Source organism: Azospirillum argentinense, assembly GCF_000632475.1.
Lineage (GTDB): Bacteria > Pseudomonadota > Alphaproteobacteria > Azospirillales > Azospirillaceae > Azospirillum > Azospirillum baldaniorum.
The window spans coordinates 76,755-95,729 of record NZ_CP007793.1; the positions used below are offsets into that span (position 1 = coordinate 76,755).

The 18,975-nt window shown below is 68.8% G+C and carries 16 protein-coding genes; 9 read left to right on the forward strand and 7 right to left on the reverse strand.

Features of this window, described 5'->3' with window-relative positions; genetic code table 11:
* Nucleotides 1-40 precede the first annotated feature (40 nt).
* From ABAZ39_RS00340 to ABAZ39_RS00370, 7 genes are all read left to right on the forward strand, one after another.
* Nucleotides 41-850: a thermonuclease family protein gene (locus ABAZ39_RS00340; protein WP_247875083.1), complete on the forward strand. Its 810-nt coding sequence runs from the start codon at nt 41-43 to the stop codon at nt 848-850.
* A gap of 69 nt (nt 851-919) precedes the next feature.
* A complete protein-coding gene (gene pip / locus ABAZ39_RS00345; RefSeq protein WP_038525649.1) occupies nt 920-1,870 on the forward strand; it encodes a prolyl aminopeptidase in 951 nt (316 codons plus the stop codon).
* Nucleotides 1,871-2,048: 178 nt separating this feature from the next.
* On the forward strand, nt 2,049-2,249 hold the full coding sequence (gene rpmI / locus ABAZ39_RS00350) for a 50S ribosomal protein L35 (RefSeq protein WP_014238730.1): 201 nt from the start codon (nt 2,049-2,051) through the stop codon (nt 2,247-2,249).
* Between the two features lie 21 nt (nt 2,250-2,270).
* Complete coding sequence (gene rplT, locus ABAZ39_RS00355; protein ID WP_014238729.1) at nt 2,271-2,642, forward strand: 50S ribosomal protein L20; 372 nt, start codon at nt 2,271-2,273, stop codon at nt 2,640-2,642.
* 121 nt (nt 2,643-2,763) lie between these two features.
* Nucleotides 2,764-3,831, forward strand: a complete 1,068-nt coding sequence (gene pheS / locus ABAZ39_RS00360; RefSeq protein WP_038525652.1) for a phenylalanine--tRNA ligase subunit alpha — start codon at nt 2,764-2,766, stop codon at nt 3,829-3,831.
* 13 nt (nt 3,832-3,844) lie between these two features.
* Complete coding sequence (pheT, locus tag ABAZ39_RS00365) at nt 3,845-6,241, forward strand: phenylalanine--tRNA ligase subunit beta (protein WP_038525655.1); 2,397 nt, start codon at nt 3,845-3,847, stop codon at nt 6,239-6,241.
* Nucleotides 6,242-6,768: 527 nt separating this feature from the next.
* Nucleotides 6,769-7,278: a response regulator gene (locus ABAZ39_RS00370; protein ID WP_247881599.1), complete on the forward strand. Its 510-nt coding sequence runs from the start codon at nt 6,769-6,771 to the stop codon at nt 7,276-7,278.
* A 30-nt stretch (nt 7,279-7,308) separates the two neighbouring features.
* Here ABAZ39_RS00370 and ABAZ39_RS00375 read toward each other — a convergent pair whose 3' ends face one another.
* From ABAZ39_RS00375 to ABAZ39_RS00385, 3 genes are all read right to left on the reverse strand, one after another.
* The gene (locus tag ABAZ39_RS00375; protein ID WP_038525657.1) at nt 7,309-8,895 is read right to left on the reverse strand and encodes a DUF3369 domain-containing protein; all 1,587 of its coding nucleotides are present in this window, start codon (nt 8,893-8,895) and stop codon (nt 7,309-7,311) included.
* Between the two features lie 190 nt (nt 8,896-9,085).
* Entirely contained in the window at nt 9,086-10,045 is a 960-nt protein-coding gene (locus tag ABAZ39_RS00380; RefSeq protein WP_038525660.1) for an SH3 domain-containing protein, read from the reverse strand.
* 105 nt (nt 10,046-10,150) lie between these two features.
* Nucleotides 10,151-11,035, reverse strand: coding sequence for a LysR substrate-binding domain-containing protein (locus ABAZ39_RS00385; RefSeq protein WP_038525663.1), 885 nt, complete (start codon nt 11,033-11,035; stop codon nt 10,151-10,153).
* Nucleotides 11,036-11,179: 144 nt separating this feature from the next.
* Between ABAZ39_RS00385 and ABAZ39_RS35995 the strand changes: the two genes are divergently transcribed.
* The gene (locus ABAZ39_RS35995; protein ID WP_160174790.1) at nt 11,180-11,350 is read left to right on the forward strand and encodes a hypothetical protein; all 171 of its coding nucleotides are present in this window, start codon (nt 11,180-11,182) and stop codon (nt 11,348-11,350) included.
* An 8-nt stretch (nt 11,351-11,358) separates the two neighbouring features.
* Here ABAZ39_RS35995 and ABAZ39_RS00390 read toward each other — a convergent pair whose 3' ends face one another.
* The 4 genes from ABAZ39_RS00390 to glgC all read right to left on the reverse strand — a co-directional run bounded on the left by ABAZ39_RS00390 (nt 11,359) and on the right by glgC (nt 17,058).
* Complete coding sequence (locus ABAZ39_RS00390) at nt 11,359-12,111, reverse strand: outer membrane lipoprotein (RefSeq protein WP_247881655.1); 753 nt, start codon at nt 12,109-12,111, stop codon at nt 11,359-11,361.
* Nucleotides 12,112-12,268: 157 nt separating this feature from the next.
* Nucleotides 12,269-14,071: a translation elongation factor 4 gene (lepA, locus tag ABAZ39_RS00395; RefSeq protein WP_014238719.1), complete on the reverse strand. Its 1,803-nt coding sequence runs from the start codon at nt 14,069-14,071 to the stop codon at nt 12,269-12,271.
* A gap of 142 nt (nt 14,072-14,213) precedes the next feature.
* Nucleotides 14,214-15,707 (reverse strand): glycogen synthase GlgA, encoded by a 1,494-nt coding sequence (gene glgA / locus ABAZ39_RS00400; RefSeq protein WP_038530388.1) that lies wholly within the window; start codon nt 15,705-15,707, stop codon nt 14,214-14,216.
* A gap of 79 nt (nt 15,708-15,786) precedes the next feature.
* A complete protein-coding gene (gene glgC, locus ABAZ39_RS00405) occupies nt 15,787-17,058 on the reverse strand; it encodes a glucose-1-phosphate adenylyltransferase (protein WP_038525668.1) in 1,272 nt (423 codons plus the stop codon).
* 549 nt (nt 17,059-17,607) lie between these two features.
* On the opposite strand from glgC, the gene ABAZ39_RS00410 reads away from it, so the two are divergent.
* Nucleotides 17,608-18,924 (forward strand): ammonium transporter, encoded by a 1,317-nt coding sequence (locus tag ABAZ39_RS00410; RefSeq protein WP_014238715.1) that lies wholly within the window; start codon nt 17,608-17,610, stop codon nt 18,922-18,924.
* Nucleotides 18,925-18,975: the final 51 nt, after the last annotated feature.

Here is an 18,975-nt window from a genome sequence, read left to right on the forward strand (position 1 = left end):
CACCCCTTCGCCCGCCATGCTGCGCCGCATTCCTTCTCTGATGCTGTCCGCCCTGCTGCTGATGGCGAACACCGCCGGGTCGGCGGAGCTGCGCGTCGCCGCGGTGACCGATGACGCCACGCTGCTGCTGGAGGACGGCCGCGGCCTGCGTCTGGCCGGCATCGAATCCGCCGCGCCGCCCATGGGGGCGGAGCCGGGCCAGAGCTGGCCGCTGGCCGAGGCGGCGCGGCAGGCGCTGGCGGAGCTGGCCGTCGGGCAGCGCCTGACGGTGCGGGGGGAGGCGCGGACCGACCGGCACGGGCGCCTGCTGGCCCAGGTGGTGCGCGGCGACGGTCTGTGGCTCCAGGGCGAGCTGCTGGCGCGCGGCCTCGCCCGCGTGCACACCCGGCCCGACGCCCGCGCCCTGGCCCGCGAGATGCTGGCGGCGGAGGCCGCCGCGCGGGACGCCGGGCGCGGCATCTGGCGGACCCGCGCCTACGCGGTGCGGCCCGCCGACCCCGACGCGCTGCGCCGGGACCGCGACAGCTTCCAGATCGTCGAGGGGCGGGTGCTGCGGGTGAGCAAGGCCGGCGGCGACGCCTATCTGGATTTCGGCGAGGACTGGCGGACCGACGTCACGGTGCACATCGGGCGGGCTGCGCTGCGCGAGTTCGTGGTCGCCGGCATCGACCCCCTGTCCTACGAAGGGCGGACCGTCCGGGTGCGCGGCTGGGTGGGCCTGCGCGCCGGCCCGCTGATCGAGGCGACCCATCCCGAGCAGATCGAGCGGCTGGACGAAGCCGGCCCGCCCCTCCGTCCGACGCCGCGCCCGTCCGCTCCGCCGCCGGACCTTTCCGACGACGAGGAGTGAGCCTGTGGCGGACGACGGACGGGCGTCCTACACTTGCTTCCATTCGGCCCGGACTGACAGGACCTCTTCATGCCCCGCAGCGAGCTTTTCCCGCCCATCGACCCCTACCAGACCGGCTTCCTGCCCGTGGACGAGATCCACACGCTCTATTGGGAGCAGTCGGGAAACCCGCGCGGCGTGCCGGTGCTGTTCCTGCATGGGGGGCCGGGGGCGGGCGCCTCGCCGACGCACCGGCGTTTCTTCGATCCCGGCCATTACCGCATCGTCGTGATGGACCAGCGCGGGGCGGGCCGCTCCACCCCGCTGGGCGAGGTCCGGCGCAACACGACCGAGCTGCTGGTGGAGGACGCCGAACGGCTGCGCCGCCATCTGGGGATCGAGCGCTGGCTGCTGTTCGGCGGAAGCTGGGGGTCGACGCTGGCGCTGGCCTACGGGCAGACCCATCCGGAACGCTGCCTGGGGCTGATCCTGCGCGGCATCTTCCTGATGCGGAAGACGGAGATCGACTGGTTCCTCTACTCCATGCGCACGATCTTCCCGGAAGCCTGGGCCACCTTCGCCGGCCACATCCCGCCGGAGGAGCGCGGCGACCTGCTGGAGGCCTATTGGCGGCGGCTGGATTCGCCGGATGCGGCGACCCGCATGGCGGCGGCGCGGGTGTGGAGCCTGTATGAGGGCTCCTGCTCCTCGCTGCTGCCCTCGCCGGAGCTGATCGCGACGAGCGCGGAGGACACCCACGCGCTGGGCCTCGCCCGCATCGAGGCGCACTACTTCCGCTCCAACCGCTTCACCCCGGAGGACAGGCTGCTGCGCGACGTGCACCGCATCCGGCATCTGCCGGGGGCGATCGTCCAGGGCCGCTACGACATCGTCTGCCCCATCACCAGCGCCGACGAGCTGCGCCGCGCCTGGCCGGAGGCCGATTACCGCGTGGTACCCGATGCCGGCCATTCCGCCATGGAGCCGGGCATCCGCGCCGCCCTGGTCCAGGCGACGGAGCGGTTCAAGGAATACCGGTAGAAAGACCGGTAGGGGAGGGGGCGCGCCGGACCCCCTCATACCTCTCCCGCATTCGCTCCCCCTTGCGTTGCGGCGTGGCCGCGCGTATAACCCTGCGCTCCAACGGGCGGCGAGGCCGGGTCCGAGACCCAGGGCATGCCCAACCGTCAGTCGGGAACATCCAACGCAAGGATTGAAAATGCCCAAGCTGAAGACGAAGAGCGGCGCCAAGAAGCGCTTCAAGGTGACCGCGTCCGGTAAGGTGCGCGCCCAGGCGGCCTTCAAGCGCCACTGCCTGGAGCAGAAGAGCCCGAATATGAAGCGCAACGCGCGCGGCATGATGACCCTGGCCGAGCCGGACCAGAAGATCGTGCTGAAGAACTGGCTGCGCAACGCTTGATATCGTAAGGGAATCTGAACCATGGCTCGTGTTAAGCGCGGCGTCACCACGCACGCCCGTCACCGCAAGATCCTGAAGCTCGCCAAGGGCTACCGGGGTCGCAATTCCAAGAACTTCCGCATCGCGATTGAGAAGGTCGAAAAGGCCCTTCAATACGCGTATCGCGACCGCCGCAACAAGAAGCGCGATTTCCGCGGCCTGTGGATCCAGCGCATCAACGCCGGTGTCCGCCAGTACGGCCTGACCTACTCGCGCTTCATCAACGGTATCAAGCTGGCCGGCATCGAGATCGACCGCAAGGTCCTGTCGGATCTGGCCGCCCGTGAGCCGGAGGCCTTCAAGGCCATCGTCGATCAGGCCCAGGCCGCTCTCGCCTCCAAGGCCGCCGCCTAAAGGGTCCGCCGCGCAAGCGGAAACCCGGTCCGGCGCCGGACACGAAAGAAGGGAGCCGTGCCTCTGGGCCGGCTCCCTTTTTCTTTACGCTCGCACTTCCTTATGGCTCGCGGGAAATGACATGCTCGATGCGCTGAAAGACGAACTCCTGTCGCAGGTCAACGCCGCTGGCGACCTCGCGGCCCTCGAAGAGGTGCGGGTCACCGCGCTCGGCAAGAAGGGGCGCATCACCGGCTTCATGAAGGAGCTGGGCGGGCTGTCGCCCGACGAACGGCGCGAGCGCGGCCAGCAGCTCAACGCGCTGAAGGACGAGATTGCCGCCGCCATCGACGGCCGCAAGGCCGACCTCGCCCGCGCCCATCTGGAGGCCCGCCTCCAGGCCGAGCGCATCGACGTCACCCTGCCGGTCCGTCCGGAGACCGAGGGGCGCATCCACCCGATCAGCCAGACCATCGACGAGATGGTGGCGATCTTCGCCGAGATGGGCTTCAGCGTCGCCGAGGGGCCGGACGTCGAGGACGACTTCCACAACTTCACCGCCCTGAACTTCCCGCCGGGCCACCCCGCCCGCGACATGCACGACACCTTCTATCTCCCCGATGCGGGCGAGAAGAAGATGCTGCTGCGCACCCACACCAGCCCGGTGCAGGTCCGCACCATGCTGAACAAGAAGCCGCCGATCCGCATCATCGCGCCGGGCCGCACCTACCGGTCCGACTACGACATGACCCACACCCCGATGTTCCACCAGATCGAGGGGCTGGTCATCGACGAGGCGACCCACATGGGCCACCTGAAGGGCTGCCTGATCGAGTTCTGCCGCGCCTTCTTCGACGTGGACGACCTGCCGCTGCGCTTCCGCCCCAGCTTCTTCCCCTTCACCGAACCGTCGGCGGAGGTGGACATCGGCTGCTCCCGCAAGGGCGGCGAGCTGAAGCTCGGCAACTACGGCGATTGGCTGGAGATTCTGGGCTGCGGCATGGTGCACCCCAACGTGCTGGAGGCCTGCGGCATCGACAGCACCAAGTACCAGGGCTTCGCCTTCGGCATGGGGATCGAGCGCGTGGCGATGCTGAAATACGGCATCCCCGACCTGCGCACCTTCTTCGAAGCCGACCTCCGCTGGCTGAAGCATTACGGCTTCGTGCCGCTCGACGTTCCCAGCATGGCCCAGGGCCTGACGCGCTAAAGGAGCCGGACCCATGAAGTTCACGCTGTCCTGGCTGAAGGACCATCTGGAGACCGACGCCACGCTCGACCAGATCGTGGAGAAGCTGACCGCCCTCGGCCTGGAGGTCGAAGGGGTGGAGGATCGCTCCAAGGAGTTGAAGCCCTTCCGCGTCGCCCACGTCGTCTCCGCCGAGAAGCACCCGGACGCCGACAAGCTGCGCGTCCTGGTCGTCGACACCGGCACCGAGAAGCTCCAGGTCGTCTGCGGCGCGCCCAACGCGCGCGCCGGCCTGAAGGGCGTCTTCGCGCCGGAGGGGGCCTACATCCCCGGCTCCGACATCACGCTGAAGAAGGGCGTCATCCGCGGCGTCGAGTCGAACGGCATGATGTGCTCCGAACGCGAGCTGAAGCTGTCGGAGGAGCACAACGGCATCATCGAGCTGCCCGAGGACGCGCCGGTCGGCGTCGCCTACGCCGACTACGCCGGCCTGGGCGACCCGGTCATCGACATCAGCCTGACGCCCGACCGCGCCGACTGCGCCGGGGTGCGCGGCATCGCCCGCGACCTCGCCGCCGCCGGGCTGGGCACGCTGAAGCCGCTGGCGGCGGAGCCGGTGAAGGGCGCCTTCCCGAGCCCGCTCGGCGTGACCATCGAGGCGCCGGACGCCTGCCCGATGTATGTCGGCCGCTACTTCCGCGGTGTGAAGAACGGCCCGTCGCCGAAGTGGCTGCACGACAAGCTGGTCGCCATCGGCCTGCGCCCGATCTCGGCGCTGGTCGACATCACCAACTTCATCACCTTCGACCTGTCGCGCCCGCTGCACGCCTTCGATGCCGACAAGGTGAAGGGTGGCATCGTCGTCCGCATGGCCCGCGAGGGTGAGACGCTGGCGGCGCTGAACGGCAAGGAATACCCGCTCGACCCGAGCATGACGGTCATCGCCGATCATGAGCGGGCCGAGGCGCTGGGCGGCATCATCGGCGGCGAGGCGTCGGGCTGCACCGAGACGACGGTCAACGTCTTCCTGGAAGCGGCGATCTTCGACACCGTGCGCACGGCGCAGACCGGCCGCAAGCTGGGCATCGAGTCGGACGCCCGCTACCGGCTGGAGCGCGGCGTCGATCCGGCGGCGGTCGTCTCGGGGATGGAGCGCGCCACCCGCCTGATCCTGGAGATCTGCGGCGGCGAGGCCTCCGACCTCGTGATCGCCGGTGAGGAGCCGCAGTGGCGCCGCACCCTGACGCTGCGTCCGGGCCGAGTCGCCGCCCTGGGCGGCGTCGCGGTGCCGCGCGACGAGCAGACCCGCATCCTGATCGACCTCGGCTGCGAGATCGTCGGCGAGGATGTGGACGGCACCCTGCGCGTCGTTCCGCCCTCCTGGCGCGCCGACATCCACGGCGAGGCCGATCTGGTGGAGGAGGTGCTGCGCATCCACGGCTTCGACGCCATCCCGGCAACCCCGCTGCCGCGCGACAGCGTGCTGACCCGTCCGGCCCTGACCACCAAACAGCGCCGCGTCGGGCTGACCAAGCGCACGCTGGCCGTCCGCGGCCTGTCCGAAGCCGTCACCTGGTCCTTCATGGCCGGTCCGGTGGCCGAGCTGTTCGGCGGGGTTGGCGAGGGGCTGACGCTGGTCAACCCGATCAGCGCCGACCTCGACGTGATGCGCCCGTCCATTCTCGGCAACCTGATCCAGGCCGCCGGGCGCAACGCCGACCGCGGCTACGCCGACGTCGGCCTGTTCGAGGTCGGCCCGGCTTTCCGCAAGCCGTCGCCGGACGGGCAGGACATCGTGGCCGCCGGCATCCGCGCCGGCAACGCGGTGCCGCGCCACTGGGCCGAGAAGGCCCGCGGCGTCGATGCCTACGACGCCAAGGCCGACGCCATGGCCGTCCTGGAGGCCGCCGGCGCGCCGGTGACCAACCTGCAGGTCACCACCGACGCGCCGGGCTGGTACCATCCCGGCCGCTCGGGCGTGCTGCGCCTCGGCCCGACGGTGATGGCCCGCTTCGGCGAAATCCACCCGACCGTGCTCGGCACGCTGGGCGTCAAGGGTCCGGTGGTCGGCTTCGAGGTGTTCCTGGACGCCGTCCCGCTGCCCAAGAAGAAGGGCGGCACGGCGCGTCCGCTGGTCCAGCTCTCGCCCTTCCAGCCGCTGGAGCGCGACTTCGCCTTCGTCGTCGGCAAGGACGTGGAGGCCGACAAGCTGATCCGCGCCGCCAAGGGCGCCGACAAGGCGCTGGTCAAGGACGTGACCGTCTTCGACGTCTACCAGGGCACCAACCTGGAGGAGGGCAAGAAGTCCGTCGCCCTCTCCGTCACGCTTCAGCCGACCGAGCGGACCCTGACCGAGCCGGAGATCGAGGCCATCGGCCAGAAGATCGTCGCCGCGGTCGCCAAGGCCACGGGCGGCAGCCTGCGCAGCTGACGTTCGCGCTCCTGACGCGGGCGCATCCAAAGGCTGCGGATCCGGAAAAGGGTTCAATTTCGTAAGACAAAGTTCGGGCCTCCGCCGCAAGGTGGGGGCCCATTGTTTTTCCATGTCCGGATGGAACGGCTCCCAATCCGGACAGTTCAAAGGATTGTTCCGGAGGCGTCACGTCTGGATTCGCAGAACATGCCGCGGTCCGTTGTTTGAAGCACGTTTCGGCATGGCATCCGGGTGCGCCTCATATGCGCTTTTTCAGAGTTGAATAGAGTTGGTCCATCAGATAAAGCGAATGAACATAAGTTTGCAAAACATGCGTCCGTATTGTCTCGATGCTGCGCATCGCTGCCTATAAATTTCAGAAATGGAATGTTTTCTTTCCACGATACATGGCAGACATTCCAAAAAAATCGTTAGGCTGATATTTCGATTTTTTTAATATTTTTCGTTCTTTTTTGAATCGGTCATGCGGACAAACGGCGCGGGATGCTCCGGCCCCGTCGCCCTCAGAGCTGGTGAAGAATCCGATGGTGAGCTTAACGAACGACCACGCCAAAACCGCCTCCGTCCTCGCCATGACCGGGGATGCCGGCAATGGTTCGGTGGACGGCGGCGGCGCGCTCCGCCGCGAGGACGGCGATGGGGGAGCGCCGGCCGAAGCCAGCCGGCTGGTCATCGTGGTGGACGACGACCGGTCGATCGTGGAAGGGCTGGCGCTGCTTCTCGAAGCCTGGGGATACGACGTGCTGACCGCCCTGTCGCTGAACGAACTGGCGCAGCGGCTGCCGCAGGCGCCCGGCCGTCCCGGGCTGGTCCTGGCCGATCACTTCCTGCCGGCTGGCGGCACGGGCGCCCAGGCGGTGGAGATGGTGCGCGCCCATGTCGGCGCCCCGGTGCCCGCCCTGATCCTGACCGGCGATACGATGCCGGAGCGTCAGGCCGAAGCCGCCGCCCTGGGCTGCCGGCTGCTGCACAAGCCGGTGCAGATCGGTCCGCTGAAGGACATGGTGGACACGCTGATGAGCGGCGCCGGCTGATCCCGCGTCCGCCTCCTTCTCCGAAGGGCGTCACCCCCGGCGCAGGCTGCCGGACACCGCCAGGAAGGCGTCGACCACCGCCGGATCGAACCGGCTGCCCGACAGGCGCCGGATCTCCGCCACCGCCACGTCATGGTCCAGCGCCTTGCGGTAGGGGCGGTCGCGGGTCATGGCGTCGAAGCTGTCGGCCACCGCGACGATGCGGGCGCTCAGCGGGATGGCGTCGCCCTTCAGGCGGTCGGGATAGCCGGTGCCGTCCCAATTCTCATGATGCGCCCGGGCGATCTCCGCCCCCAGATGCAGATGCGTCCGTCCGTCGGACCGCTGGCTCGCGCGATCCAGCAAATCCCAGCCCGTGGTTGTGTGGGCCTGCATGACGGCCCGCTCCTCCGGGGTCAGCGGCCCGGTCTTGCCGAGGATGGCGGGGTCCAGCGTGGCGTTGCCGACGTCGTGGAGGATGGCGGCCAGACCGACCGACTCCAGGAACACCGTGTCGAGGATGGCGGGATAGCGCCCCTCCTCGGCCAGCCGACGGGCGATGCGGTCGGTCACCATGGCGATGCGCGGGCCGGCCTCGGCCTCCGCGCTGGGATGACCGGCGCGCTCCGCCAGATCGGCCATGGCGATGACCGTGTGCTCCTGGCTGCGCCGCAGCTGTTCGTACAGGTGCAGATTGTCGAAGCCGACCGAGATCTTGCGGCAGAACACCTCGATCAGGTTGCGGTCGAGGTCAGACAGCGGCCGGTCGGAACTCAGATAGACCACGTTCTCCCGGTCGTTCGGGGTGCGGATGTAGAGCGTGCAATGATCGGCGGCGTAGCGGTTGCTGCGCGACTCCAGGCAGCGCTTCACCTCCGCCAGCACGGCGGGCTCGACATGGTTGGCCGCCGGCTCGTCGATCAGCGTCTCGAACCGGCCCGAGCCGGCCAGGACATACAGCCCGTCCGCCGCGCCGCTGATGACCGGGCCGCGCTGCACGCACAGGATGGCGTCCGGTCCGACGCCGAGGATGCCGGAGAGTTGGGTCAGCACCCCGGCGGCGAACAGCTTCATCGAGCGTGCCTGGAACAGCGACGACGACGCCTCGATGATCTTCTCCAGCCCACGCCGGTTCATCTCGATCGCCATGATGTCCTCGTAGGAGCGCAGGGCGGCGACCGTGGTGGTGAACAGCTGCTGGGCGGTGAGCTGAGTCTTGGCCTTGTAGTCGTTGATGTCGTAGTCGAGGATCACTGCGCGCTCCGGCGCCTGGCCGGGCTGGCCGGTGCGCAGGATGATGCGGACGTGGCGGTTCTTCAATTCCTCGCGGATGTGGTGGACGAGTTGCAGCCCGGCGTCGTCGGTTTCCATCACCACGTCCAGCAGGATGATGGCGATGTCCTCCTCGCGCTCCAGGATCGTCCGCGCCTCCGCGGCGGAATAGGCCGAGATGAACTGGGCGGAGCGGCCCTTGTAGGCGAAATCGGCCAGGACGAGCTTGGTGATGGAGTGCACCTCAGGCTCGTCGTCCACGATCATCATCTTCCACCGGTTTCCGGTGGCCGGCGACCCGGTTTCGCCGTTTCCGTCGCCGTCCTGGTCGTCCAGAAAGAGGAACTCGTCGTCGGAGTCGGTCATGGGCAAAGCCTGGGGCGGAGCGGGCGGGGGTAAGAAAGATTAACACGGCACGGCCGCGCCCGCCTACCGCCACGATCGATGCATTTTCGTCGAAAAAGCTCAGTAGTTTACCGGAGGCGACGCGCTGCTGCCGCTTGGCGGAGGACGGCGCCGGGGGCAGGCCAGGGTCAGCCCCGGGTCAGCCCTGGGGTCAGAAGGTCTCCAGCTCGATCACCCAACAGTCCAGGGAGCGCTGCGCCAGCGCGCCGCAGACATTGTCCACCTGCGTCCGGGTGAAGGGGCCGACGCCCATCTGGTAGGTGGTGCGGGCGCCGCGGAAGACCGGCCAGACCATCGGCGGCAGGTCGCGGTAGGCCGTTCCGGGACCGTAGGTGAATTCCTGCCAAGCCCGCAGCCCCTCGGCGTGGCTGACATACTCGCCGAGCCGCGCGGCGAACAGCGCCCCCGGCTCGATGGGCGGCATGCCGGGCAGCGGGTAGGGGGCGACCACCCCGATCAGCCCCTCGGCCGTGGCGACCGCGCGAGTCCGGCCGGGCATGCCCAGCGTCACCCGCCCGTTCGCGGAATCGATCAGGCTGACCACGTCGCCCTTGCGCAGGGTGAAGCTGCGTCGCTTCTTGTTGTCGAGGATCTCCGTCGCCTTGATGGCGTCCGCCGCGACGACATAGCCCTGGGCCGGCACCTGGGCGGCGATCTCCCACGCGCTGCGCGGCACCACGGCCGCGCTGCGGTGGATGACCGGCGGCTTGCCGGTCGAGGGGGGCGATCCGCCGGCGTTGGCCCCGGCGGCGGTGGCGCCCATGGCGGCGGTGATGGAGCGCGACACCATCAGCGCCGGGTCCAGCGAGTCGGAGGGGACGTAGCCGATGGGCTGGCCGCCGATGGCGACCTCCGTCCAGCTGGTGCCGCGGGGCGTGCCCAGCGCGTTCAGCGCCTTGCCGCGCGGCAGGGTCTGGATGATCCGGGCGTCAGCGTTGGGGCCGATGCGCACCTCGATGTCGCGGTTGAGGACCACCTCGCCGGTCAGCGGCGCGCCGATGGCGACGGGGCTCTGCGCCAGGGCGGCGTCCGGGGCGAACCACATCGTCGCCGCGGCCAGGATCAGCCGCAGCGCCAGGGCGCGGAGGGCGGTGGTGGAACGCGTGCGCACGGCGGTTTGCCCCTTTGGAGGAGGGGCCATTTTGCATCGGTCCGGCCCGCCGGGGCAACCCGGCGCGTGCGCGCCGGGACGGATGTCACGGAGCCGCACGGTCGGTCAGGCCGCCCGATTCCCGCCCACCAGATCGTGGATGGCCTCGGCCAGCAGGCGGACCGGCTTGGCGGCCATGCCGGGGGCGCGGTGCAACGCGATGTCGATGTCCGACAGGTCGGGGAAGCCGTCCGCCGCGGTCAGCCGGCGCAGGCTGGGCGGAACGGTGCATTCCTCCATGGCGGTGACGCCGAGCCCGCCCAGCACGGCGCCGTGCACCGCCACCACGCTCTTGCTGATGAAGGCGACGCGCCAGCCGCGCCCGATGCCCTCCAGCGCCGCGACGGCGAGGTCGCGCACCACGCAGCCCTTGGGGAACAGGGCCAGCGGCAGCGGGTCCTCGCGCTCGATGGGGGTGGAATCGACGGCGGTGGAGCGCGGCGGGGCGACCCAGGCGACCGGCTCCCGCCGCACCAGTTCGCCGCTGCGGCTGTCGGGGTGGCGGGTGACCAGGGCGAGGTCGTAGCGGCCCTTGTCGATCTCCGCCACCAGATCGGGGCTGTTGTCGCAGATCACCTCCACCGGCACGTCGGGGTAGGCGGCGGCGAAGCGGGCGAGCACGCCGGGCAGCAGCATGGTGGCGTAATCGTCCGGCGTGCCGATGCGCACGCTGGCCACCGTGGCGGGGCGGTGCATCAGGGCCAGAATCTCGTCGTTCAGGGTCAGCATCCGCCGGGCGTAGGTCAGCAGAAGCTCGCCCTGCTGGGTCAGGTGGACGCTCTTGGTGTCGCGCTGGAAGACGCGGGTGCCAACGACCTCCTCCAGCCGGCGGACCTGCTGGCTGACGGCGGCCTGGGTGCGGCCCAGCGTGTCGCCGGCACGGGTGAAACTGCGCGCGTCGGCGACGGCGACGAAGGCGCGCAGAAGGTCGGTGTCGAGGTTGGCCGGCATGGTCACGCATTCAAGCAGAGGGGGCGCGCGGGTTCAACGCGCGGAAGGACCATCACGATCTGTGATGAACCTCATAAAGCCTATTCGTTTCCAAGATTTTTCGCGCGGGCGCAGGGTGCCCTCCGATTTTGGGAGGACGGAGCGATGGGTGTGTTCGACGCGATGACGACGGTGGTGCTGGAGGCCGGACGGCTGGACCGCGAGGAGGAGCGCCGCCCGATGACGGTGACGGCGGCAGCGCCGTCGCCGTGGCGCTTCCGGCTGCCGCGGATGCCGGCTCTGCCGGTGCTGCTGCTGACGATCCTGGTGGCGTGAGGGCCGGGTCAGGTGGCGGGCGTGCCGTCGGCGGGCTTGTCCGCCGGGGCCTCGGCCGCCGGCACCGGCTCGGGGGCCGGCGTTGCTGGCGGGGTGAGGCGGATGGGCGCCGGTCCGCCGCTGTCGGGAGTCGAAGCCGCCGGAGCTTCCACGGGGACCTCCGCAGGAACCTCCGCAGGGGGCGGGGTGGGAAGCTCCTTCGCCTCGATCGTCTCGGCGGGCCTAGAGTCCTTAGGTGCGTCCTTTTGGGCGTCCTTCGCCGCTTCCTTCAGGGCGGGAGCCGGCTCGGGGTCCGTGGAATAGTCGGCGACGATGCGGGCTTGGCTGCCGGCGATGACCAGCACCTTCTGCCCGATCTCGATGGGCTTCTCTTCCCGCTGGGTGACCGACAGAAGCTCGCCGTCCGGCTTGCGGACGATGTATTCCCATCCCGTGGTGTCACCGGTCACATGCTCGATCGAAGTGCCGATCAGCCCGCCGATGGCCGTGCCGCCGACCGCGCCCAGCGCCGAGTTGATGCCGAAGGTGCCGGACTGCGACCCCAGAACGCCGCCCGCGGCCCCGCCGGTGACGGCGCCGACGGTGCCGCTGGTGCTGATCTTGACCTGACGGAATCCGATGACGACCGCCCGCTCCACCTTGTTCGCCTGCTGGGTCGCGGTGGCGGCGTAGGTGTTGGGCGAGTAGTTCGGGGTGCAGCCTGCGAGGATGCCGACGACCAGGGCGGCGGCTGGCAGGCCAAACATGACAGTGCGCGTCACGGGACATCATCCGTTTGGAAGCCTGTCCGGGTGATAGGCGATTCCATGCGGGGAGTCATTCGACTTTTTGTGGGCTCTGGGCTGCTGCGCCGGGCGGACAAAAAGAAAGCGGGCCTTGCCGGACCCGCTTTCCGTCATTCCACCAAGAGGCCGGCGCTTATTCGTCGCCCATCTTGAGGGCGGCGATGAAGGCGCTCTGCGGGATTTCGACCTGGCCGAACTGCCGCATGCGCTTCTTGCCTTCCTTCTGCTTGTCCAGCAGCTTGCGCTTGCGGCTGATGTCGCCGCCGTAGCACTTGGCCGTCACGTCCTTGCGCAGCGCGCCGATGCTCTCGCGGGCGATGATCTTGCCGCCGATGGCCGCCTGCACGGCGATCTTGAAGAGCTGGCGCGGGATCAGCTCCTTCAGCCGCTCGCAGAGCTGGCGGCCGCGCCGCTCCGACTGGGAGCGGTGGACGATCATCGACAGGGCGTCCACCGGCTCGGCGTTCACCAGGATCGACATCTTGACGAGGTCGCCTTCCTCGTAGCTGTCCATCTGGTAGTCGAAGCTGGCGTAGCCGCGGCTGATCGACTTCAGACGGTCGTAGAAGTCGAAGACCACCTCGTTCAGCGGCAGCCGGTAGACCAGCATGGCGCGGGCACCGGCGTAGGTCAGCTCGATCTGCTGGCCGCGCCGCTCGGTGCAGAGCTGGAGGATGCCGCCCAGATACTCGTCGGGCAGCATGATGGTGGCCTTGATCCACGGCTCGTCGATGCGGTCGATCTTCATCACGTCCGGCATGTCCGCCGGGTTGTGCAGATCCATCACCGTGCCGTCGGTCATGTACAGCTTGTAGACCACCGACGGCGCCGTGGTGATCAGGTCGAGGTTGAACTCGCGCTCCAGCCGCTCCTGGATGATTTCCAGATGCAGCAGGCCGAGGAAGCCGCAGCGGAAGCCGAAGCCCAGCGCCGCCGACGTCTCGGCCTCGTAATGGAAGCTGGAGTCGTTCAGCTTCAGCTTGCCCAGGCTGTCGCGCAGCCGCTCGAAGTCGGCGGCGTCCACCGGGAACAGGCCGCACCACACCACGGGGATGGAGGGCTTGAAGCCGGCCAGCGGCTCGGCCGCCGGGCGGCGGTCTTCGGTGATGGTGTCGCCGACCTTGGTCAGCGTGATGTCCTTGATGGCGGCGGTGATGAAGCCCATCTCGCCCGGCCCCAGCTCGCCGGTCAGCAGGGCCTTCGGGGTGAAGACGCCGACGCGGTCGACCTCGTGGGCGCTGCCGGCGGCCATGAAGCGGACCTTCTGGTTCACCTTCAGCCGCCCGTCCACCACGCGCACCAGGATGACCACGCCGAGATACGGGTCGTACCAGGAATCGACCAGCAGGGCCTTCAGCTCACCGTCGGCGTTGCCCTTGGGCGCGGGCAGGCGCTGCACCACGGCTTCCAGCACGGCGTCGATGTTCAGGCCGGTCTTGGCCGAAATCTCCACGGCGTCGGTGGCGTCCAGGCCGATCACATCCTCGATCTGCTGCTTCACGCGGTCGGGCTCCGCCGCCGGCAGGTCGATCTTGTTGAGGACCGGGATGATCTCGTGGTTGTTGTCGATCGCCTGATAGACGTTGGCGAGCGTCTGCGCCTCCACACCCTGCGAGGCGTCCACCACCAGGATCGAACCCTCGCAGGCGGCGAGGCTGCGGCTGACCTCGTAGGCGAAGTCGACGTGGCCCGGCGTGTCCATCAGGTTCAGCGTGTACTGCTGCCCGTCCTTGGCCTTGTAGAGCAGGCGGACGGTCTGCGCCTTGATGGTGATGCCGCGCTCGCGCTCGATGTCCATGCTGTCGAGCACCTGTTCGCGCATCTCGCGCGAATCGAGGCCGCCGCACTGCTGGATCAGACGGTCGGCAAGGGTCGACTTGCCGTGGTCGATGTGCGCGATGATCGAGAAATTGCGGATGTGCGAAAGGTCAGTCATCGGTGCCCGGAGCCCTGGTTTGGGGCGGAACATAGGGCGGACGGACGATGCGCGCAATGGCGGCGTGGACAGGCCCTATGGAAAGGCCCCATCCCCGTTCCACTCCTTTCGCGGGAAACGCGGGGGTCGGCCCCGCGCTCTCCTACGCCACCAGAACCGGCGCCACCGCGCGGTATAGCTCCATGTACTCCTCCGCCGGGCCGTGCCAGCCGAAGTCGCGGGTCATCGCGTGCTGCTGCATGGCGTGCCAGCGCTCGGGCTTGCGGTAGAGGGCGGCGGCGCGGCGCAGCGCCCAGGTCAGCTCCTGGACATTGGCGTTGACGAACTGGAAGCCGGTGGCGCTGGCGTCGTTCACCGCTGCGGGGTTGGCGTCCACGATGGTGTCGGCGAGGCCCCCGGTGCGGCGGACCAGCGGCAGGGTGCCGTACTTCAGCGCGTACATCTGGGTCAGGCCGCAGGGCTCCGACCGTGAGGGCACCAGGAACAGGTCGGCGCCGGCCTGGATGCGGTGGGACAGCGCCTCGTCATAGCCGATGCGCACGCCGACCGACTTCGGGTACCAGGTGGCGAGGTGGCGAAAGCCGGCCTCCAGCGCCGGTTCGCCGCTGCCGAGGACGGCGAGCTGGCCGCCCCAGGCGATCCACTGCGACGCCGCCTCCAGCACCAGATCCAGCCCCTTGTGACCGGTCAGGCGGCTGACCACCGCGGCCAGCGGGGCGTCCGCCCGGCGGTCCAGGCCGAAGGTCGCCTGGAGATCGGCCTTGCACAGGTCCTTGCCGCCGAGGTCCGCGGCGCCGTAACGGGCGGCGATGTGCGGGTCGATGGCGGGGTCCCAGATGTCATAGTCCACGCCGTTGAGAATGCCGGTCAGCGCCTCGGCCCGCGTGGCGAGCAGCCCTTCCAGGCCCGAACCGTGCTCCGCTGTCTGGATTTCGTGGGCGTAGGTCGGGCTGACCGTGGTCAGGCGGTCGGAATAGAAGCAGCCGGCCTTGAGGAAGCCGACGCCGCCGTAATACTCCACCCCGTCGATCCGGAAGGCGGCCGACGGCAGGCCGAGGTCGCTCATCATCCAGGCGCCGAACAGGCCCTGGTAGGCGATGTTGTGGATCGTCGTCACCGTGCCCGGCCGGAACGGCCCGGCGAAGCGGTCGGGGCGCAGCTCCAGATAGGCCGGGATCAGCCCGGTCTGCCAGTCGTGCCCGTGCAGCACGTCGGGACGCCACCAGGGGTCGAGGCCGTCCTCCGCCGCGAAGCCCGCCGCGCACCAGGACAGGGCGGCGAAGCGTTCCGCGTTGTCCGGCCAGTCCTTGCCGTCCGGCCCCAGATAGGGGTTGCCGGGCCGATCGTAGAGCGCCGGCGCGTCCAGCACATAGGCTAGCACCCCGTCCGGCATCCGTCCGATCCGCAAGGTCGCCGGGGCGCCGCCGGGCAGATCGGTGCCAGGCAAATCGGTGAGGGGCTTGCCGACCGGTTGCAGGTCGCTCAGCCCGTTCAGCACCGCCGGATAGCCGGGCAGCAGCAGGCGGACCTCGGCTCCGGCGCGGTTCAGGGCGGGGGGCAGGGCGGCGGAAACGTCGGCCAGCCCGCCGGTCTTCACCAGGGGGTAGCATTCCGGCGTGACGAACAGGACGCGCATGGAGGCGGGGTCTTTCGGTTTCTTCTTGGTCTTGCTCACCGCCCCCTCGCCCCAGGGGGGCGAAGGGGGATGGGGAGGGTCAGTCCTTGGGCAGGCGGTCGATCATGTCCTGGGTGATCAGGCAGACGCCGCCCTCGCTGCGGTGGAAGCGCTTGGCGTCCAGCTCCGGGTCCTCGCCGACGACCAGCCCCTCGGGGATCACCACGCCGCGGTCGATCACCACCTTGGTCAGGCGGCAGTGGCGGCCGATGTCGACGTCCGGCAGGACCACTGCCTGGTGCAGTTCGCTGAAGGAGTTGACGCGCACCTCGCTGAACAGCAGCGAGTTCTTCACCAGCGAGCCGGAGATGATGCAGCCGCCCGACACCAGGCTGTCCACCGCCATGCCGCGCCGGTTCTCGTCGTCGAAGACGAACTTCGCCGGCGGCAGCTGCTCCTGGTAGGTGAAGATCGGCCACTCGCGGTCGTACATGTTGAGCTGCGGCGTGACGTGGCAGAGGTCGAGGTTGGCCTCCCAGTAGGCGTCGATGGTGCCGACGTCGCGCCAGTAGGGCTCGGACTCGTGGCCGTTCAGGATGGCCGAATCGGCGAAGTCGTGGGCCATCACCCGCGCCCCGCTGGTCACGAGATGGGGGATGATGTCCTTGCCGAAGTCGCGCGAGGAGGCGGGATCGTTGAAGTCGCGCTCCAGCTGGTCGTAGAGGAACTGCGCGTTGAAGACGTAGATGCCCATGCTGGCCAGCGACTTGTCCGGGTTGCCCGGCATCGGCGGCGGGTCGGCGGGCTTCTCGACGAAGTCGATGACGCGCTGGGTCTCGTCCACATGCATGACGCCGAAGCCGGTGGCCTGGGGGCGCGGCACCTGGATGCAGGGGATCGTCACGTCGGCCTTCTTGGCGATGTGGTCGAGCAGCAGCGCGCCGTAATCCATCTTGTAGATGTGGTCGCCGGCCAGGATCAGGATGTATTCCGGCTCGTGGTCGCGCAGGATGTCCAGGTTCTGGTACACCGCGTCGGCGGTGCCCTGGTACCAGGCGGTCTCGCTGATGCGCTGCTGGGCCGGCAGCAGGTCGCAGAACTCGTTCATCTCGCCGCGGAAGAAGTTCCAGCCGCGCTGCAGGTGGCGCAGCAGGCTGTGCGACTTGTACTGCGTCAGCACGCCGATGCGGCGGAAGCCGGAGTTGATGCAGTTCGACAGGGCGAAGTCGATGATCCGGAACTTGCCCCCGAAATAGGTGGCCGGCTTGGCGCGACGGTCGGTCAGCTGCTTCAGCCGGCTGCCCCGGCCGCCAGCCAGGACGAGGGCCACGGCACGGCGCGGCGCCAGCCGCAGATCCCGTTTGTCGAGCATGTGTCTCCCCTTTCGGTTCTCTTTTTTGCTGTCGGCCATCCGGAAGCGACCGTCGGACCCGAATGGGCGGAGGCCGTTTGTCCCCGGCCCCGTCCGGCTCCGCCGGTTGAGAGGGTGACCGTGCCACATTTCACGGGGGCGGGCCAATAGGCCGAGGGGAACAGGCCGGAAATAGAGGGGGGCTGCCCAACGGTTGTGCGGAATTCAGACGCATCATTGTGCATAAAAAACAGGCAAGCGCGCGGGAAACGGGCGTGCAACGCCTCAACAGGGGGCAGGCAACCTGCAATCCATGGGCGAATCACGCTGCGGTGCAAGGCTTTGGGTGGTCCGATTTTCTGCTCAATTTCTGGGCAAGGCCGTCCGGCGACTCGGGTCCTATGCTGCTTTGCGGTCATCCGAAAGGCCGCAATCACCGCGATTCCTAGCCCTTTTGGGTTGGCACGCTTCTTGAAGAGAAATCGGCGTACACGGTCCCCTCCCGCCGCCCCGTCTGTACCGGGGACGGGGCGAAACGGGCCAGAAGCATTCGAATAAAGAGGAGCCTCGATGAGCCGTCTCTTCACCCTCGCCGCGCCGACGATGGCGGCGATTCTGGGCTTGGCCGGTCTGCCTGCCGCCGCCCTCGCCCAGGAAGCGGCCGCCGCCGCGGCCGAGCCCACCCTGAGCAGCGGCGACACGGCTTGGATGCTGGTCGCCACGGCGCTGGTTCTGTTCATGACCATCCCGGGTCTGGCCCTGTTCTACGGCGGCATGGTCCGCAAGATGAACGTGCTGTCGGTCGTGATGCAGAGCTTCGCGATCTGCTGCCTGGTCAGCATCCTGTGGTTCTTCGCCGGTTACAGCATCGCCTTCACCGAAGGCACCCCGTATTTCGGCAGCCTTTCGAAGTTCATGCTGGCCGGCATCACCAAGGACAGCCTGACGGGCGTCATTCCGGAGACGATCTTCGTCGTCTTCCAGATGACCTTCGCCATCATCACGCCGGCCCTGATCACCGGCGCCTTCGCCGACCGCATGAAGTTCTCCTCGATGCTGGTCTTCACGGGCCTGTGGTCGCTGATCGTCTACGCGCCGATCACCCACTGGGTCTGGGGTCCGGGCGGCTATCTGGCGGGTGACGGCGTGCTCGACTACGCCGGCGGCACCGTGGTGCACATCAACGCGGGCGTGGCCGGTCTCGTCGCCGCCATCGTGCTGGGCAAGCGCAAGGGCTACCCGAACGAGAACTTCGCCCCGCACAATCTGGTGCTCAGCCTGATCGGCGCCTCGATGCTGTGGGTCGGCTGGTTCGGCTTCAACGCGGGTTCCGCCGTGGCCGCCGACGGCCGTGCGGGCATGGCCATGCTGGTCACGCAGATCGCCGCCGCCACCGCCGCCATGTCCTGGCTGCTGGTCGAGTGGGCCACCAAGGGCAAGCCCTCGGTCCTCGGCATCATCTCCGGCGCCATCGCCGGTCTGGTCGCCATCACCCCGGCCTCGGGCTTCGTCGGTCCGACCGGCGCCCTGGTCATCGGTCTGGCCGCCGGCGTGATCTGCTACTGGGGCGCCACCGGCCTGAAGCGCGCCCTCGGCTATGACGACTCGCTGGACGCCTTCGGCGTGCACGGCGTGGGCGGCATCGTCGGCGCCATCCTGACCGGCGTCTTCGCCCAGGAAGCCATCGGCGGCACCGCCGGCGCCCTGGAAGGCAACGTCGGCCAGATCTGGACGCAGGTCTACGGCATCCTGGCCACCATCGCCTACTCGGCGGTCGGCTCCTTCATCATCCTGAAGGTCATCGACGTGGTGATGGGCCTGCGCGTCGACGAGGACGTCGAGCGCGACGGCCTGGACCTCGCCCTGCACGGCGAGACCATCCACTAAGCACCCTTTTGCAGTCTGGTTGTTTCCTCCATGAACTTCCGCCGCCGGGGC

Bases quoted from the DNA above. Each gene is read 5' to 3' on its own strand.
- ABAZ39_RS00340 (WP_247875083.1), top strand. From the start codon at position 41: ATGCTGTCCGCCCTGCTGCTGATGGCGAACACCGCCGGGTCGGCGGAG.
- pip (WP_038525649.1), top strand. From the start codon at position 920: ATGCCCCGCAGCGAGCTTTTCCCGCCCATCGACCCCTACCAGACCGGC.
- rpmI (WP_014238730.1), top strand. From the start codon at position 2,049: ATGCCCAAGCTGAAGACGAAGAGCGGCGCCAAGAAGCGCTTCAAGGTG.
- rplT (WP_014238729.1), top strand. From the start codon at position 2,271: ATGGCTCGTGTTAAGCGCGGCGTCACCACGCACGCCCGTCACCGCAAG.
- pheS (WP_038525652.1), top strand. From the start codon at position 2,764: ATGCTCGATGCGCTGAAAGACGAACTCCTGTCGCAGGTCAACGCCGCT.
- pheT (WP_038525655.1), top strand. From the start codon at position 3,845: ATGAAGTTCACGCTGTCCTGGCTGAAGGACCATCTGGAGACCGACGCC.
- ABAZ39_RS00370 (WP_247881599.1), top strand. From the start codon at position 6,769: ATGGTGAGCTTAACGAACGACCACGCCAAAACCGCCTCCGTCCTCGCC.
- ABAZ39_RS00375 (WP_038525657.1), bottom strand. From the start codon at position 8,895: ATGACCGACTCCGACGACGAGTTCCTCTTTCTGGACGACCAGGACGGC.
- ABAZ39_RS00385 (WP_038525663.1), bottom strand. From the start codon at position 11,035: ATGCCGGCCAACCTCGACACCGACCTTCTGCGCGCCTTCGTCGCCGTC.
- ABAZ39_RS35995 (WP_160174790.1), top strand. From the start codon at position 11,180: ATGGGTGTGTTCGACGCGATGACGACGGTGGTGCTGGAGGCCGGACGG.
- lepA (WP_014238719.1), bottom strand. From the start codon at position 14,071: ATGACTGACCTTTCGCACATCCGCAATTTCTCGATCATCGCGCACATC.
- glgA (WP_038530388.1), bottom strand. From the start codon at position 15,707: ATGCGCGTCCTGTTCGTCACGCCGGAATGCTACCCCCTGGTGAAGACC.
- glgC (WP_038525668.1), bottom strand. From the start codon at position 17,058: ATGCTCGACAAACGGGATCTGCGGCTGGCGCCGCGCCGTGCCGTGGCC.
- ABAZ39_RS00410 (WP_014238715.1), top strand. From the start codon at position 17,608: ATGAGCCGTCTCTTCACCCTCGCCGCGCCGACGATGGCGGCGATTCTG.